Annotated in this window: 17 protein-coding genes; 10 read left to right on the forward strand and 7 right to left on the reverse strand. The window is 45.9% G+C overall.

Annotated elements, in window-relative coordinates; genetic code table 11:
- Window positions 1-101: 101 nt before the first annotated feature.
- Complete coding sequence (locus R7P72_RS04315) at window positions 102-1,280, reverse strand: lytic polysaccharide monooxygenase (RefSeq protein ID WP_005374361.1); 1,179 nt, start codon at window positions 1,278-1,280, stop codon at window positions 102-104.
- Between the two features lie 214 nt (window positions 1,281-1,494).
- A complete protein-coding gene (locus tag R7P72_RS04320; protein ID WP_005374369.1) occupies window positions 1,495-1,935 on the reverse strand; it encodes an Lrp/AsnC family transcriptional regulator in 441 nt (146 codons plus the stop codon).
- A 114-nt stretch (window positions 1,936-2,049) separates the two neighbouring features.
- On the opposite strand from R7P72_RS04320, the gene R7P72_RS04325 reads away from it, so the two are divergent.
- Together R7P72_RS04325 and R7P72_RS04330 are read left to right on the forward strand one after the other, a co-directional pair.
- On the forward strand, window positions 2,050-2,634 hold the full coding sequence (locus R7P72_RS04325; protein ID WP_005374377.1) for a LysE family translocator: 585 nt from the start codon (window positions 2,050-2,052) through the stop codon (window positions 2,632-2,634).
- 178 nt (window positions 2,635-2,812) lie between these two features.
- Entirely contained in the window at window positions 2,813-3,586 is a 774-nt protein-coding gene (locus R7P72_RS04330) for a siderophore-interacting protein (RefSeq protein WP_005374378.1), read from the forward strand.
- A 99-nt stretch (window positions 3,587-3,685) separates the two neighbouring features.
- On the opposite strand, the gene R7P72_RS04335 is transcribed toward R7P72_RS04330, so the two are convergent.
- The gene (locus R7P72_RS04335; RefSeq protein WP_017633836.1) at window positions 3,686-4,558 is read right to left on the reverse strand and encodes a LysR family transcriptional regulator; all 873 of its coding nucleotides are present in this window, start codon (window positions 4,556-4,558) and stop codon (window positions 3,686-3,688) included.
- A gap of 80 nt (window positions 4,559-4,638) precedes the next feature.
- A complete protein-coding gene (locus R7P72_RS04340) occupies window positions 4,639-5,445 on the reverse strand; it encodes an arylamine N-acetyltransferase family protein (protein WP_005374380.1) in 807 nt (268 codons plus the stop codon).
- Window positions 5,446-5,738: 293 nt separating this feature from the next.
- On the opposite strand from R7P72_RS04340, the gene R7P72_RS04345 reads away from it, so the two are divergent.
- From R7P72_RS04345 to R7P72_RS04365, 5 genes are all read left to right on the forward strand, one after another.
- Window positions 5,739-6,887, forward strand: a complete 1,149-nt coding sequence (locus tag R7P72_RS04345; protein WP_005374381.1) for an S-(hydroxymethyl)glutathione dehydrogenase/class III alcohol dehydrogenase — start codon at window positions 5,739-5,741, stop codon at window positions 6,885-6,887.
- A 62-nt stretch (window positions 6,888-6,949) separates the two neighbouring features.
- Complete coding sequence (fghA, locus tag R7P72_RS04350) at window positions 6,950-7,789, forward strand: S-formylglutathione hydrolase (protein ID WP_005374382.1); 840 nt, start codon at window positions 6,950-6,952, stop codon at window positions 7,787-7,789.
- Window positions 7,790-8,233: 444 nt separating this feature from the next.
- Window positions 8,234-8,689 (forward strand): hypothetical protein, encoded by a 456-nt coding sequence (locus R7P72_RS04355; protein WP_005374384.1) that lies wholly within the window; start codon window positions 8,234-8,236, stop codon window positions 8,687-8,689.
- Between the two features lie 5 nt (window positions 8,690-8,694).
- Window positions 8,695-9,792, forward strand: coding sequence for a GGDEF domain-containing protein (locus R7P72_RS04360; RefSeq protein WP_053303994.1), 1,098 nt, complete (start codon window positions 8,695-8,697; stop codon window positions 9,790-9,792).
- 24 nt (window positions 9,793-9,816) lie between these two features.
- Window positions 9,817-10,206, forward strand: a complete 390-nt coding sequence (locus R7P72_RS04365) for a hypothetical protein (protein ID WP_017633832.1) — start codon at window positions 9,817-9,819, stop codon at window positions 10,204-10,206.
- 93 nt (window positions 10,207-10,299) lie between these two features.
- Here R7P72_RS04365 and R7P72_RS04370 read toward each other — a convergent pair whose 3' ends face one another.
- Both R7P72_RS04370 and R7P72_RS04375 read right to left on the reverse strand, forming a co-directional pair.
- Entirely contained in the window at window positions 10,300-11,103 is an 804-nt protein-coding gene (locus R7P72_RS04370; protein WP_053303993.1) for a Cof-type HAD-IIB family hydrolase, read from the reverse strand.
- Between the two features lie 94 nt (window positions 11,104-11,197).
- Window positions 11,198-12,085 carry a LysR family transcriptional regulator gene (locus R7P72_RS04375; protein ID WP_054702100.1) on the reverse strand — a complete coding sequence of 296 codons (888 nt, stop codon included), beginning with the start codon at window positions 12,083-12,085 and terminating at the stop codon, window positions 11,198-11,200.
- A 126-nt stretch (window positions 12,086-12,211) separates the two neighbouring features.
- On the opposite strand from R7P72_RS04375, the gene R7P72_RS04380 reads away from it, so the two are divergent.
- From R7P72_RS04380 to R7P72_RS04390, 3 genes are all read left to right on the forward strand, one after another.
- Entirely contained in the window at window positions 12,212-13,078 is an 867-nt protein-coding gene (locus tag R7P72_RS04380; RefSeq protein ID WP_017633829.1) for an MBL fold metallo-hydrolase, read from the forward strand.
- A complete protein-coding gene (locus R7P72_RS04385; RefSeq protein WP_017633828.1) occupies window positions 13,072-13,692 on the forward strand; it encodes a DsbA family protein in 621 nt (206 codons plus the stop codon). The genes R7P72_RS04380 and R7P72_RS04385 overlap by 7 nt, the downstream gene beginning before the upstream one ends.
- Window positions 13,693-13,809: 117 nt before the next feature.
- Window positions 13,810-15,489 carry an RluA family pseudouridine synthase gene (locus tag R7P72_RS04390; protein WP_215810138.1) on the forward strand — a complete coding sequence of 560 codons (1,680 nt, stop codon included), beginning with the start codon at window positions 13,810-13,812 and terminating at the stop codon, window positions 15,487-15,489.
- A gap of 97 nt (window positions 15,490-15,586) precedes the next feature.
- Here the strand turns inward: R7P72_RS04390 and R7P72_RS04395 are convergent, their stop codons facing one another.
- Window positions 15,587-16,927 carry an MATE family efflux transporter gene (locus tag R7P72_RS04395; protein ID WP_025768746.1) on the reverse strand — a complete coding sequence of 447 codons (1,341 nt, stop codon included), beginning with the start codon at window positions 16,925-16,927 and terminating at the stop codon, window positions 15,587-15,589.
- Window positions 16,928-16,977 lie beyond the last annotated feature (50 nt).

Raw genomic sequence — 16,977 nt, forward strand, 5'->3', positions numbered from 1 at the left:
TTTTCAAGACAACCACTCGACCAAAGTGGTCGTTTTAGACTGAAAAAACAAACCCTTCTCACATGAGAAGGGTTTTATTGTTCAGGGCCCGAATAAATGGCTTAACGCCATACACCCCACTGACCCGTTGTGCCTGGTTCCTCACCAGACGTCCACCACTGGGCAGTCCATTCTTTACCGTTGTGCGTCACCACATCACCTTGGTTGTAAACGGCCGTCTTGTCCCACAAGTTGGTTGGTTCAACTGGTGGCGTGACATCCGCTTTGATCAGTGACAACGCATAACTGAAGTCTGCGCTTGGCGCTAATACTTGGTTCGCATTCACGTTCTTATTATCGAACATGTAGTGGTTCATCTCTTGATGCCAAATGCCCACATACCAATCGCCCGTTTGCTGCGCGTTAAATTGATCCGCAATTTCTGCCGCCCAAGTCGCCGTATTGTTTGCACTGATTGGTAGTGAAATATCGACAATTTCATTGCCTGTCGCATTAAACGTACGAAAACGGATGGTGTCACCCGCTTCTATTGGTCCGAAACCTTGCTGAACAAAGTAGCCCAGAGATGTCAGATTATTGCCCGGTTCGGTTGGATCAACAGGGTCAGTCGGTGGCGTCGTGCCCGTTCCGTTTAACGTAATGTCACTACAGTTGTAGAAACCTTCACCGGCAACATCAATACGCTGCCAACGAGTATAAAGCACCGCATCGCCCGAACGATCAGCAGGGAAAGTCACCTGAATACGGTAGCGTTTTTCCGCATCAACATACACATCACCTGCGGTGTCGATCAGCTCTAAATCACTCCAAGTAAGAGGTTTTGAATCATCATAAGTTGGCTTGGTGAGATAGAATTCCCAGTACGATGGGTTGTGCGGCGCTTTGCCGTAAAACACCAATTCAATCTGGTTATTTGCATCTGGCGTAACATTGGTGCGCTGCCAGTTTGGAGAAGGAATGTTCAAGCCTTTCTTAGCTGCATCGCCAGCAGAACATAGCTCACCGTCGCGAACCACGGCTTTCACATGCTCCATATCTCGGTAATTTGGTACGTTTGCTGCAATTTCGCTGCGTTGCACAAACGGGTACGCACCAGATTCTTCAAAAGCCGCTTTACACGCTTGGTTAGGGATCTCGTTGGTCCAAAAGCCACCGTCTAAATAACACGTATTTTGACGAGCACTTGGAAACTCTACCCAGCCGTGGGCGTTGACGTTAAATGAGCTCAATGCGGCAACAGCGCTTAAGCTCAAAAGAGGAAGTGTTACATGTGATTTCATCGTGCATCCTTAATTTTGCTGACTCGCCGCTCTGAAACACAAGCGGTTTAAGCAAAACTAGCAGGATGGGATTATTTAGAAGGTGAGAATAAATATGGAAATTGTCAGAGTGCCATCTGCTTTCCAGCATTTGTTGTGAACCATTCTCATACTCGACTGACTCTTTCGAGTCACTTCAAATTCATGTGCCACAAAAACTGTCACTCTCGTTTGGCTATCGCTCGTCTTTTGGTGTGTCCATCACCACCATCGTTGTGATCGACTTGACGTGTTCGCACTCACCCAACACATCAGCATGGAACGCTTTATAAGCGGCGAGATCTTGCGTCTCTACGCGTATGAGATATTCGTTAGATCCCGTAATGTTGTGACATTCCACCACCTCGTTTACAAAACGCACATGCTCTTCGAAACCCAGCTGTGCCTGCTTAGAGTGCGAGGCCAAACCAATCGACACATAAGCGACAAAACCCACGCCAAGTTGCTGATTATCCAGTACTGCTCGGTAGCCTTTGATCACGCCTTTACGCTCTAAATCTTGCACTCGGCGTAAGGTGGCAGATGGAGATAAACCAACACGTTCCGACAGCTCTACATTGGAGATTCTTCCGTCGCGTTTAAGCACTTGCAATATTCTTTCGTCAAATCTATCCATGATGATGTTTCATTGCTTATTTAGTTTCTAATCATCAAATAAAAGCACAATATTGACCTCAGTTCTACTTATAGTTGTTCTTTACTTATCGAGAACTGATTCAAGGAACAATCTATGGAATATCATCAACTGGGCGCTTTGGCGTTGTTCGCTTTTGTCTCCACTTTTACGCCGGGTCCCAATAACATTATGTTGATGACCTCAGGGGCAAATGTCGGCTTTAAACGCACTATCCCACATATGTTGGGCATTACCTTCGGCTTTGGTGCCATGCTAATTTTGGTGGGTATTGGCTTGATGAGCCTGTTCCACGCATATCCAATTACACACTCCATTTTGAAAGTGTTGAGCTTGAGTTATTTGCTGTACTTGACGTACAAAATCGCCACCAGCGACAAAACCGAAGCAAAATACGATTTTCGCCCAATGTCTTTTTTAGGGGCAGTGGCATTCCAATGGGTGAACCCAAAAGGTTGGTCGATGGCGTTGACGGCCATTACGGTATACAGCAGTGGCGGTTCTTGGCTCGAACTGACTTTTATCGCCGGTATCTTCTGTTTAGCCAACTTGCCATCGGTGACATTTTGGACGGCGGCAGGTATGCAATTGCAGCGTTGGTTGACCACCGATAAACGCGTTAAGGGGTTCAACTACAGCATGGCTGCGCTGTTGCTTTTGTCTACGATTCCAATGATATAAGTCCATTTATGGTTAAAAATGACTCACTTTACGTGGTTAGAGAAAGGATAGAGGTAATATTTTTCTTGAGGCTTTGGCGTTAATTCACAGTGTAAATTTGTTTAAAGACGCTACCCTCTTGTTAGGGAACTTGATAATCTTTAAATGAGAAAGAGAATAATTATCGAGTAAAGTAACAATGAAAAAGAAGCCTCAACCTAAAACGCTTGTTGTCACAGACACAGAAACCATCACTCCAAACATGCAGCGCATTACCTTGCAAGGTGAGGCGCTGAGCCACTTTCCTCGTGACTGCGAAGGCAGTTACATCAAATTACTGTTTAACGATATGGGTGGCTCGGATCTGAGCATCCTGTCAGAAGACGACCGACCAATCATGCGCACTTACACAATTCGACGCTTTCATCCAGAAACCAGTTCAATCGAAGTGGATTTCGTCCGACACGTAACGCAAGATCTGCAATGCGGATTTGCAGCGCGTTGGGCAATGGCCGCGCAAAAAGGCGACACGATCAGCATTGTTGGGCCAGGTAGCATCTCCAACTTAAATACTGAGGCGGATTGGTTCTTCATGGCTGCCGATATGACGGCACTTCCAGCACTTTCTGCGAAAATTCGTACGCTGCCAGAAGAGGCCAAAGGCTATGCAGTGATCAGCGTGATGTCTCCAGCCGACATTCAACCCCTAAACACGCCAGCCGGTATGGAGTTGATTTGGCTAACTGAACAGCAAAACTTGGCTGATAGCGTTCGCGAACTCGAGTGGTTAGATGGTAACGCTTCGGTATGGTGTGCGTGTGAGTTCGATTCAATGCGTACGCTGCGCCAATATTTCCGCAACGAAAAAGAAGTCGATCGCGAGAATATCTACATCAGCAGCTATTGGAAGCAAGGCGTGTCTGAAGATGGGCACAAAGTGATTAAACGTGAAGACGCGGAATCCAACCAATAGTGATTCATGTCTTTTCGATTCCAGCTCTCATCCTAATAAAAACGCCCGGCATCACCGGGCGTTTTAGCAACTTCAGTTGTATTAAAGTTCATGAAAACTCTAATCCGCTAGTTCCTGCGCTAAAAAGTCGATCAACAACCTCACTTTGGGCGATAAATTTCGGCTTTGTGGATACAGTGCCCAAATGCCTTCACGGTCGTCTCGGTAATCGGTCAGCACCTCGACTAGCTCACCGTTATCTAGGGCTTCTTGAACGTAATAGTCCGGCAACTGCACTAAACCCAAACCACGTTTGGCGGCGCCCATTAGCGCAAAACCACTATTGCATTTAATCCTCCCCGACACGCGCAAAGACTTATCGCGTTTATTTTCCTTAAAATGCCAATAATCGACCGAACCAACCAAGCACTGATGTCGAGCCAGTTCGGATAATGTGTGAGGCTCGCCAAATCGCTCCAAATACATAGGGCTAGCACACACGTAATTTTGACGCGACGAAAGACGCTTTGCGATCATGCTGGAATCTTGCAGGCGGCCAAGACGAATCGCCACGTCTACCCCTTGCTCTATCAAATCCAGTTTTTGATTGGTCAGAACTAAATCGAGATCCACACGCGGGTACTTCTCCAAAAACTGATGCAAGAGCGGTGCGAGGTTCATTTCCCCATAGGTCACAGGCGCTGTCACACGCAGCAAACCTCGCGGTTCGGTTTGCATTTGCGTTACAGCAAGCTCAGCCAGTTCTAGCCCTTCGACCAAGTGTTTGCACTGCTGATAATAAAGCTGTCCAGCTTCAGACAGAGAAACTTTTCGCGTCGTGCGATGCAGTAACTTAACCGCAAGACGCTCTTCAAGTGCCGATACGCGGCGACTGATTTGTGCCACTGACGTTTTCAGTTTAGCCGCGGCAGCTGTAAAGCTGTTAGTTTCCGCTACGGCAACAAACTCGCTGACTCCTTCCCAATTCGCCATGCTGTATTCCTGTCGACCTCTTCTAGACAAATAGTGATTACATTGTTCTCGTCGAGCTACGCTTTGAAAACGGGAAAACTTTACGCGTCAGGTAACGGACGAAGATCGTCGTATTGCGCATCAAGCTCAATACCAAAATATTCTTTCAACGCATCCAGGTAGGCTTGACCTGGCTCTAGCTCTATTTCTGTTAGCGCTTCATGATTTGTGCATCTGAGTGTGTAGTTAAGCAGCGTCACCAACCCACTTTCTGTCGCTCTAGCAGCGACCCTTGCGCTAGTAAAACGCGAATTAGGCGAAGTCGAGGTAAAGAAGTTGCTACATGCAATGTCACCAGCAAACACAAACTCTAGGTCAAAGCTGTATAGATTGTTCCACGTGTCCGTTCCATCGGTTGAAAGCACTTGGAGGAAATAACCAAACTGAGCATCTTTGACAAAACGGAAGGTTTGTAAATCCGTCTGAATCACTTGGTCAAGGATAAATGGCAATGGCGCTCGAGGGGTATTGGAGCCAAAACCCACATCGACAATCCATGTTTGTTCCTCTAACGTCACTAACGTGATTTGATGACTACGACCTGTTGGTGTACCAGACACATGTACACGCCCTAGCAAACTTCGCGCTTCAAACCCAAGAGTGTTGAGCACATCAAGCATTAAACCATTTAATTCAAAGCAGTAACCACCGCGAGAGTGGTACACGGTTTTTTGAATAATATCTTCAATCTCAACAGAGACGCCTCGCTGCAATGCGATGTCAAAATTCTCAAACGGCAGGCAACGATGCTGCGCCACGTGAATTCTGTGCAATGACTCCAAATCGGCGGGCAATTCACTAGGCAAGCCTAGCTTGGTTAAATAGGCACTCAGATCCGTCTTATTCATAATCACTCTTACTTAGCTGATGGTTTGACAGTTTTCTACTTTAGCCCCTCTATCTAACTTCAGGTCAATCACCTTTTCCATTTCCCTTCCGCTTTAAGGAGGCATCGCACTCTTTTTACACGCTCACCTTATCATTATTACGCATATGTAAAAATCATTTTCAAAATGGACGGATTATCATTTTTACTGAAACACCTAAAATGAGCACCAACAAAACGACGAAGCGCGGTAAGCAAACCTTAACTACGCTTATTACGTCACTCCATATACTGAAAATATAAAGGAAACATCCAATGTCGCTTGAAATCAAACCTGGTCAAACTCACATAAAATCAAAAGCAATGGTCGCTTGGGCTGCAAGTGAGCCGCTTAAAATGGAAGAAGTTGATGTACAACTTCCAAAAGCCGGCGAAGTGCTAGTACGCATCGTAGCAACTGGTGTTTGTCACACTGACGCATTCACACTATCAGGTGACGATCCAGAAGGTATCTTCCCTTCAATCCTTGGTCACGAAGGTGGCGGTATCGTTGAAATGGTTGGCGAAGGCGTAACAAGCGTTGAAGTTGGCGACCACGTTATCCCACTTTACACTGCTGAATGTGGTGAGTGTAAGTTCTGTAAATCTGGCAAAACGAACCTATGTCAGGCCGTTCGTGAAACGCAAGGTAAAGGCCTAATGCCAGATGGCACAAGCCGATTCTCTATCAACGGCGAAACTATCTTCCACTACATGGGTTGTTCTACTTTCTCTGAGTACACGGTTCTTCCAGAAATCTCACTAGCGAAAGTAAACAAAGAAGCACCACTTGAAGAAGTTTGTCTTCTAGGTTGTGGCGTAACCACTGGTATGGGTGCGGTATTAAACACAGCTAAAGTTGAAAAAGGCGACACAGTGGCAATCTTTGGTCTCGGCGGTATCGGTCTTTCTGCAATCATCGGTGCTCGCATGGCTGGTGCCAGCCGCATCATCGGTGTAGACATCAACGAAAGCAAATTCGACCTAGCGAAACAACTTGGTGCAACTGACGTAATCAACCCACAAAAATTCGACAAGCCAATTCAAGAAGTGATTGTTGAAATGACAGACGGTGGTGTTGACTACTCATTCGAATGTATCGGTAACGTAAACGTGATGCGCCAAGCACTTGAGTGCTGTCACAAAGGTTGGGGTGAGTCAGTCATCATTGGTGTTGCTGGTGCAGGTCAAGAGATCTCAACTCGTCCATTCCAACTGGTAACTGGTCGTGTATGGCGTGGCAGCGCTTTCGGTGGCGTTAAAGGTCGCTCTGAGCTTCCAGAAATCGTAAACCGTTACATGGCTGGTGAATTCGGCTTACAGGAGTTCATTACCCACACAATGGGATTAGCAGACGTCAACAAAGCGTTTGATCTGATGCATGAAGGTAAGAGCATCCGAACAGTTATCCATATGGATCAATAATGCTGCCTCAGGCTCTCCTTTTGGGGAGCCTGAATTCCTTCTGCTAATTAGAGAGTTTATTCATGACCATTGAAAATGTAAGCCAAGCCAAAGTGTTTGGCGGTTGGCACAAGCAATATACACACGAATCCAATGCCCTAAACTGCACCATGCGCTTCGCGATATTCTTGCCACCTAACGCAACGAAATCAAATCCCGTACCCGCGCTATACTGGCTCTCTGGTTTAACGTGTACCGATGAGAACTTTATGCAGAAAGCGGGCGCATTTCGTATGGCGGCCGAGCTTGGCATTGCGATCATTGCACCAGACACAAGTCCGAGAGGCGAAGGTATCGCTGACGACGAAAGCTATGACCTAGGAAAAGGAGCTGGCTTTTACCTTAATGCGACGCAAGCACCTTGGTCACTGCATTACTGTATGTACGACTATGTGACTGAGGAGTTGCCTGCGATCATCGAAAGTAACTTCCCAGTCTCTGACGTGAAGTCAATTTCCGGTCACAGTATGGGCGGCCACGGAGCGCTCACCATTGGTCTGAAAAATTCAGAACAGTACCGTTCTATTTCAGCGTTCAGTCCAATCAGTAACCCAATGCAATGCCCTTGGGGACAAAAAGCCTTTACTGCTTACTTAGGCAAGGAGCTTGAAAGCTGGAAGCAATACGATGCAAGTGAACTTCTAAAACAACAACAATCACCATTACCAATTTTGGTTGATCAAGGTGATGCTGATGGCTTCTTAAATGAGCAGCTTAGACCGGAAGCGCTGATTGCTGCGGCAAAAATACACGATTCAAACCTAACCTTGAGAATGCAACCAGGCTATGACCATAGCTATTACTTCATCTCAAGCTTTATTGAAGAGCACCTCAACTTCCATGCAAAATATTTGTTTGCATAGTTAATTTAAGTAAGCTCATGAAATAAAAAATAAAGTCACCAAAACTAGGTGACTTTATTTTCTTTACGTACTAACAAATACATATCTGAATATCGATGATTTAAATATGTAAAATAATGTAACTTAAGAACAAATTCGACGTCCATTTCTCGCCTTATTAAATTCTCATTTCCGACACAGTATCTTTATTAAAAATGAAACAAAGTTGCACTAAAAACCAATTAAATACCGCGAAATCATTACGAAACTCTACCATCATCCCAATACTCTGAGCTTTTAATTAAGAAGCAACTTAATAACCTTGACGTGACGTAAACCGACAGTTATTTTTGAAACATAACGTATTATAAAATCTCATCCGGTTGGCTCTATAATTATAAATAAATTACCGCTAGCACCTTTGTCCTAGCTAAGAAAAAAGAATAAAACTCAAAAGGGCATATGATGAAAAAGATAGTCGCGCTAGGTCTGTTTTTTGTTGCGCCATTCTTGTCTGCAAATACGATCGTATTTAGTAGTAGCCAGCAGCCTAGTGTCATACTGGAACTGGAAGAGATCCAAGCTTTACCTACCACTAGCTACACGATGACATTGCCTTGGCTTCCTGCCTCGTCAGAGTTTTTAGGCGTTAAACTCAGCACGCTTCTTACACACGTCTATGGAAAGGTACCAGAGCAGGTTGATATCAGCAGCTTAAACGACTACCACTCGACATTGTCCCGACAAGATATTCTTCGATATCAACCAATACTGGCTTATCAACAAGATCAGAACTACATAAAAGTCAGGAATAAAGGCCCTTTCTGGGTGATATATCCACTCAATCTCTATCCAGAGCTAAACTACAATAAATATCATGCGCAAATGGTATGGCAAGTAAATGAAATAAAAGAAAAATAATAAGAATGAAGTTATCAGAACCCTATTCTAAGAAACAAAGAATATTGCAATATTCTACCACCAGCAAAATGCTGCTGGTGGTGTTTGCCGTTTCTTTGCTTCTCGCGAATGTCGTGCTTTTACAGCAAACACGTTCACTCTCACAAAATTTTAATAACGAACAAAAACAAGCGACTTGGTTTTTATTCCAACTCTCCAAAGAACTATCAGAGCTTGTCGGCGAGGCCAGACGGTTAGATGAAAACGTATTGAATATTGACGGTGCAGAGCTTCAATACGAGTTAGCGTGGAGTCGCTTTGACTTATTGACCAGTAGCACGAAAGCCAATAAGTTCTTTTCTCGGAACAACATGCACCTTTACTTCATTAACCTTTTTGAAGAGTTCAAAGAGCTAGAAAAACAACTAGTAGAAGCTAGAACAGGTGATAGCCAAGCTGCTGCTGCATTTTATCGTTCAACTCAAACACTATATTTAGGCTTAATAGACTTCGTTAATCAAAACTTCCGTCTAAGTAGTAAAGCTTATGAAGCACAAAAAGGTCAAACCCAGCGCTTAATGCAAGCACAATATATGTTGTTTGCGACGTTCGTTTTGTCGATTATCTCTCTAACTTATTTCTTTTATCGTGAATCCCATTTTCATAGAAAATTGGCGCTAAGCGACCCTTTGACGAACCTAGGGAACCGCAATGCACTATTCATTACCCTAAACAAATTTACTCAAGAAAAAAGGCCCTTTTCTCTCTGGATTCTAGATTTAAATGGTTTTAAAGAAGTCAACGACACACACGGACACCAAGTTGGCGACACTGTACTGCGGGAAATCGCTAGGCGGCTTAATTCTATGACACTCAATGATTTTACTGTTTATCGCATGGGAGGAGATGAGTTCGCGGTTATACTTGAAGGTGAACATCTCAATGAAGAGAACGTACGTGAGCAGATAAATACCGTCTTTGATGCACAAATATTAAACTCCGATAAAGTCTCAACACTTTCAACGAGCATGGGCTTAGCGCAATACCCTAAAGACAGTGACAATGTTGACTTTCTTATCAGCATAGCGGATAAGCGCATGTACAAAATGAAATTTCAACGTTAAACGGTATATATGATGAGAAAGTTCATGCAAGTACTGCTTCTACTGGCAGTCATTGCGGCAGGTGTGTTGGCTTGGGTATTTATTCCATCGCACGAAACCATCGGGCAAAAAACGCTTGAGCAGGCACTCAACGACGACTACAGCCTAGTTGGGCATCGAATCTACTCAACCGATCCGGATGCTGGCAACCGATTCGGCTACTTCGTATTGGCAACGGGCCAGAGCATTGAAGAGCAAGAGCCGTTTTTGGTCACTTCGGATCAGTTTATTCGCATGGAACAAACGGGTGATAATACCTTGTCTGTGACCATAAATGGCCGTATTTACCATTATCATAACGACTTGTGGGTGCCAAAATCAGACGGGAAATTGCAACACTTTTTAGTCAGCGCAACCGCCAAGTACGTACGCTAAAACGGGAACCTTACTCCCCCCAAAAAAACAAAGCCCCGCAGTGTATGCGGGGCTTTTTACGTGAAGAAGAAAATAACATCGAAAAAATGAGCGTTACTTCGCTAACACTTTCTCTTTAATCACTTTGAGTACCCCAGCCTCTTGGTTGCTTGGCGCAGAATAACGAGCAATTTTCTTAATCTCTTCGTGCGCGTTGGCAACCGCGTACGAATGCTCACTGACTTGCAGCATTTCGAGGTCATTGAGGTAATCACCAAACGTCATGGTTTCTGCCGGAGTAAAATTCATCGTCTCTTGAAGATGCTGAATGGCCGCACCTTTAGAGGCCTCGGCATTCATCACATCCAGCCAGATTTTTGCACTCACCACGACTTTATGCGTTGCGCCAAACTTCGCGTTCATGGTCGGAAACAGGAGCTCTTCCGAACCGTCAAAGTGACAAATTGCTACCTTAATAAACTCGTCTTCGACCTCAAGCAAATCCGGCACATATTCACAGCGGTGGTAGTACTTTTGAAATTCTTCCAGCGATTGCTGATCATGCGTTTCGATGTACGCCGAGCGCTTGCCACACAATACGATGTTCGCCCCGTCAATCTCACGAGCCGCTTTCACAATCTCCAACACTTCCGCTTTAGGAATGGTACAACTGTAGAGCTCTTTGTCTTGGTACATCACTAAGGTGCCGTTTTCAGCCACATACAACAGTCTGTCTTTGATTGGCGCGAACGTGTCTCGCAGACTGTAATACTGACGACCAGACGCAGCGGAGAACAAAATACCTTGCTCTTCCAGTTGCAAAAACAGATCGAAAAACTCCGGATCCAAACGACCGTATTGGTCAAGCAATGTGCCATCCATATCGGAAGCAATAAATTTGATGCGAACTTGTGACATTAACTAAAACTCTAAATGACGCTGCGAAAATATATCCATGTAAGGTACAGGATCTTGTATGAATCTCAAGTCGGGATGACGACGCCTTTCGCTATTACCAAGGATGCTGTTTAAAGTAATCTTCACTGTGATCGATGAAAGCTCTCACCGCAGGAGACAAGTGTTTACGTGATGAATACAGCGCGTAAATGTTGAGACCATTTGGCTTCCAATCCGGCAACACCGACTCAAGCTGACCCGATTTGAGATAGATATTGCTCAAGTAAGTTGGCAACATCGAAATACCCATGCCTTGTAAAGCGCCATGCAATAACGCCGTGGCCTCATTGCTGGTTAGGCGACACTCAATTCCCACCGATTCGAACTGGTCGCCCTGAGACAAATGCCACACGTGACGCTCAAAGTTTTTGTATCCCAAACAGTCGTGTGAAGATAAATCTCGCGGATGCGCGATCGCGTGGTGAGTTTGTAAATATTGCGGTGATGCTACCAACACCGATTCGCACACCGCAATCGGCTTACCAATCAAAGAAGGATCGGGATCTGACGCAATTCGGATCGCCAGATCGATACGTTGTTCGGTTAGATCACTCACTGAATCTTGCAGATCTATGTCGATATGCACTTTGGGGTGCTTTTGCATAAAACGGTTTACTACGGGGATCAACTGTGAGAATCCAAATGAAGTACTAGACGCAAGACGGATTTTTCCGGACAGCTCACCATCAGCGGCAATGTTCGACGTTAATGTATCGGCCTGTTTTAACCAGCGCTCAATCTGAGGCAAGCTGCGCTCCCCTGCGGTGGTGAGGGACACCTTGCGCGTGGTGCGGTGTAATAAACGAGTTTGCAGCCAGTTCTCCATCGCCTCTACATAACGAGTCACCATTGGTCGAGACATGTCTAACCGTTCTGCGGTCGCGGTAAAACTGCCAGAATACACCACATCTACAAATACTTTTGCTGCCGTTACTCTATCCATACATTTGCTCGAAATAAGAAATAGTGATGCACATTATTGTGTATTTTTCCGAGCGTATCAATTTCCTAATATAGCTCCCGTTCCCAAGCCATCGTCGCTTGGCCCCAAATTCTTTAGGAGCTTATTATGAAAAAATTCACTTTGATTGCTGCATCCATTTTAATGGCAAGCCCTGTTCTAGCGGCAAACCACTCTCCCCTTACTCTTGAGGTTTACAACGCCGACGGTAACAGCTTCCACGTAAACTCAACCTTGGTATACGGTGAGACTGACGCCATGGTTATCGACACTGGCTTCACCAAAGCTGACGCGATGCGCATTGCCGCTAAAGTGCTGGACTCAGGCAAAACGCTTAAAACCATTTTTATCAGCCAAGCGGACCCAGACTACTACTTTGGCGCAGAGGCCTTACACCAACAGTTCCCTGATGCGCAGATCATCACAACGCCTGCGGTTCAAAAAATTATTAAAGAGAAATTGGCTGGAAAGCTGGCGTACTGGGGACCAAAGCTTGGCGCAAACGCACCGGTAAAACCAGTGATCCCTGTCGCGTACGATAAAGCATCATTAGAGCTAGAAGGTCATAAGATTGAAATTCGTGGTAACCATGGCACATCAGCACACCGCCCTTACCTATGGATTCCAGATAACAAAGCGATTCTAGGTAACGTAGCCGTGTACTCAAACGTACATTTGTGGATGGCAGATGCCGCTGACCAGACCGCCATCAATGCTTGGGAGCAGCAACTTAGCGAGATGCTTGCGCTTAAACCTCAAGTGGTCATTCCTGGTCACATGAAAGCAGGCACAAAGCTGAACGCAGACACCATTCGCTACTCGCAACAATACTTGCAGGATTTTCAGCAAGCGAAAAAACACAGCAATAACAGCGTTCAACTCATTGACACCATGTCTGCGAAATACCCAGAAGCTCAATTGCCAATCGCGCTAGAAATCGGTGCGAAAGTGCATACTGGTGAAATGTCATGGTAACCGTGCATTACTTCTTCGATCCCATGTGTGGTTGGTGCTACGGGGCATCACCACTCATCGAAGCCTTGATGGACACCTCTCAATTTAAGGTAGAGCTTCATCCCGGCGGTATGATTGAGAAACGCGCGATTGAACCTGAATTTCGTCAGCACATCATCAACAGTGACGCTCGTATTGCAACCGAAACCGGAGCGACGTTTGGTGAAGCATATCTGCAACGCGTGAAAAGCGAAGATGCGTTTGTTCTTGATTCTTATCTACCAACACAAGCGATCTTGAGTGCGGAAAAAATGGGGCTGAATCCATGGCACATGCTAAAGGCCATCCAATCTGCGCATTATCAGCTCGGGTTAAAAGTGAATGAAGCATCGACGCTCAAAGCCATTGCAGAATCGCTAGGTTTAGCAAGTGATGCGTGGGAGCAAAACATGGCGTTAAGCGAAGCCGAACTAGATGAGAGAATTCGCTCTAGCCGACAATTGATGCGACAGTTACACGTTGGTGGTTATCCAACCCTGATTGCAGAAGTAAATGGCGAGTACTTGACCTTGCCGCACTCGGCCTACTACGACAAACCGGCACAGTGGAAGCTTGCATTACAAAAACTGCGATAAGCTCTTCCCCACTCGCTCTTGTTCTTAATCCAAGAGCGAGTGCCAACACCGACATGGCAATCCTGACTCAAACAGGTACAATCCTCGCTCGATTTTTTACTCTCGCGGATACCCACCATGCACTCGCCTGAACATTGTTTTACTCGTTTTACTGCTGATATTTCTGGCTATGAATTGCCAACGCAGTTTACGTTTCCGTTCTACTACACGCCGCATCCTCTTTGCGTTATGGCCGCAAAGCAATTGCAACAGCACTTATTAGCGCAAACCGACTTCGAACACGATTTTGGTTTGGTTAATGAAGAAACGGGGCGAGGCAAAATGTTTGGCGTATTACTAGTAGAAAGCCCTCAAGGCGATCTCGGCTTTTTAAGTGCGTTTTCTGGCAAAATTGCTGACCAAAACTTGATTCCAGGATTTGTCCCTCCTGTGTACGACATGCTGACCGATGAAGGCTTCTTCCGCGCAGAAACGGATGCCATCAACGCCGCCAATGCGGAGTACAAAACCTGTGCCGCGAATCCGGAATTAGCGGATCTTAAAGCGCAAATCCAAGCCGACCGAGCCGCTTATCAGCAAGAGGAGCAAACACAGCGCCAAGTGATGATTGATGGCCGAGCAGCACGCAAGCGACAGCGCCAACAGGGCGAGCAAACGCTCAATGCCGATGACCTCAAAATCTTGTTGGATGAGTTGGGTAAACAAAGTGTCGCCGAGAAAAACGTTCTCAAATACTTAAAGCAAGCGTGGGATGAAAAGCTTGCAATCAAAGAAGCGCGATTGGCCGAGTTAGAGCAGCAACTTGCTCATCTGAAAGAGCAGCGCAAGACACTCTCCAACGCTTTGCAGCACAAACTGCATAAACAATACCGCTTTCTAAACAACCATGGCGAAGCACGCGACTTGGTGGACATTTTTGCGGACACCACAAACCCAGTCCCACCAGCAGGTGCGGGGGAATGTGCTGCGCCAAAACTGCTTCAATACGCGTTTAAACACGAATTCAAACCGCTGGCGCTGGCAGAATTTTGGTGGGGTGTGTCGCCAAAGTCTGAAGTTCGCCAACACAAAAAATTCTACCCATCGTGCAACAGCAAATGTCAGCCGATTTTAGGCCATATGATGCAAGGGCTGGACGTCGAACCCAACCCATTAGCGGAGAATTGGGCAGAAGACAAAGAGCTGGAGATAATCTACCAAGACGACGCTATGGTCGTCGTCAACAAGCCCTCGGGCTTACTTTCAGTGCCTGGTAAAACTATCAAGGACTCTGCTTATACGCGCCTACAAGCGATGTACCCTGATGTGGAAGGGCCGTTTGTGATTCATCGCCTCGACATGGCGACCTCTGGCATTTTGGTGTTTGCCTTAACCAAGCGCGCGAACAAAAGTCTGCAAAAACAGTTTATGGCTCGCGGCGTAAAAAAACGTTATATGGCAATGCTCGAAGGCGTATTAAACGAGCCTGAAGGGGAAATCTCACTGCCAATGCGTGGTGACCCTGACGACCGCCCACGTCAACTGGTGTGTTTTGAACACGGGAAACATGCAGAAACCTACTGGCAACTGATTGAAGTCAAAGATGGGCGCAGCAAGGTATACATGTATCCGAAAACCGGGCGTACTCACCAACTACGTGTACACAGTGCTCATCACATGGGGTTAAACATGCCGATGGTTGGTGATGGTTTATACGGCGAAAAAGCCAACCGCTTACACCTGCATGCTGAGATGCTAGAGCTGGATCATCCATACAGCAAAGAGCGCATGGTGTTCAAAGCTGAGTGCGAATTCTAACGTCTTCCCGATTTTAAATAACAAAAAGGCACTGACTAACAGTGCCTTTTTTGGTTTCTAACAACAGAATAGGCGTGATGCGCAATACCGAAAACCGTTAGCTCACCTTAAACTTGGTCCACACCTGAGAGCGCCAACGTCTTGCCATGATGATACCACGTACCCATTCATCGAGTGCGATTGCCATCCAAGCCCCTAAAACGCCATAACCCAAGTGGATGCCAAAGATGTAAGAGAAAAGCACGCCTAGTCCCCACATACTCAAAATCCCCATTTGCACTGGGAACTTGATGTCACCCGCGCCTTTGAGCCCCGCGATAAAAATCAGGTTAAACACACGTCCGGCCTCGAGCAAAATTGAGCCCATGACTAACGAACCTGCCAATGCGAGTATCTCTGGTTGATCGGTAAATACGCGCAGAATCTCTTCTCTAAACAGGTAAATCAGTGTGGTTGCCGCCGTTGATGCCACAAATCCCACTAAGAAGTAGATTTGTACGCGTTTTAAAATGCTGCTCACCCAACCTTTACCGATGTAGTAACCAGTCTGAATTTGCGCTGCCTGACCAATTGCCAACGCGAAAGCAAACGAGAAACGGGCAATGTTTTGTGCATAAGTGAAAGCCGCCAACGATGCCGTCCCCATTTGCACCACAAAATACACAATGCAGATTTGCGCCACGTTGTAAGACAGCACTTCACCCGCGTTCATGCCGCCGATTTTTAAGATCTTTTTGTAAATCTCTGCGGGCACTTGTTTCATGGTCGACATCGGTAGTTCAATGCTGCTGCGAGCGAGAATAAACCATAACATTAACGTACCGATGACTTGGCTGACGACGGTTGCTATTGCTACACCTTGCACACCATACACAGGTAAACCGAATGGCTGGTAAAGCGCAATATAGTTACCAATGATGTTGAACACACCCGAGATCAAATTCACCACCATTGGGGAACGTGAATAACCATGACTACGCAGAATAGTTGTAAAAACAACGCCAATCGTAACGTTAAACGTCATCGCACCGCTTATCAGCAAATATTCATGAGCGTACTGCTCAACTTGCGCTTCCAAGCCGTAATACGGGAGTAGGTATATCGCACCAAGCACGGCAATCACACTCAATAGCACACCGACGAGCACAGACAGCGCAATACTCGCAACACCAACGCTCACTGACTCTTGCTCGCGTCCAGCGCCATTGTATTGGGCAATCAAAATCCCCGTACCGCTACTGACAAACGTCGAAACGATGATTAAAAAGAAGGTAATCTGCGTGATCACACCAACAGCGGATACGGCTTTGTCTGAGTAGCCACTCAGCATGAACACGTCACTGGTTCCTAAAGCCGTCCGTAGCAAAATTTCGACAAGAATTGGCCAAGCTAATGCCACGATGGACATTCGTTGGTTGATGTTTTGGCTTTTAGGCATGCTTGTAACCTTTCCTACAACTAAAAACTGCCTCACAATATTTGTGAAGC

Origin of the sequence: Vibrio sp. Vb0888, from assembly GCF_033338835.1 — a bacterium.
Taxonomy (GTDB): domain Bacteria; phylum Pseudomonadota; class Gammaproteobacteria; order Enterobacterales; family Vibrionaceae; genus Vibrio; species Vibrio alginolyticus.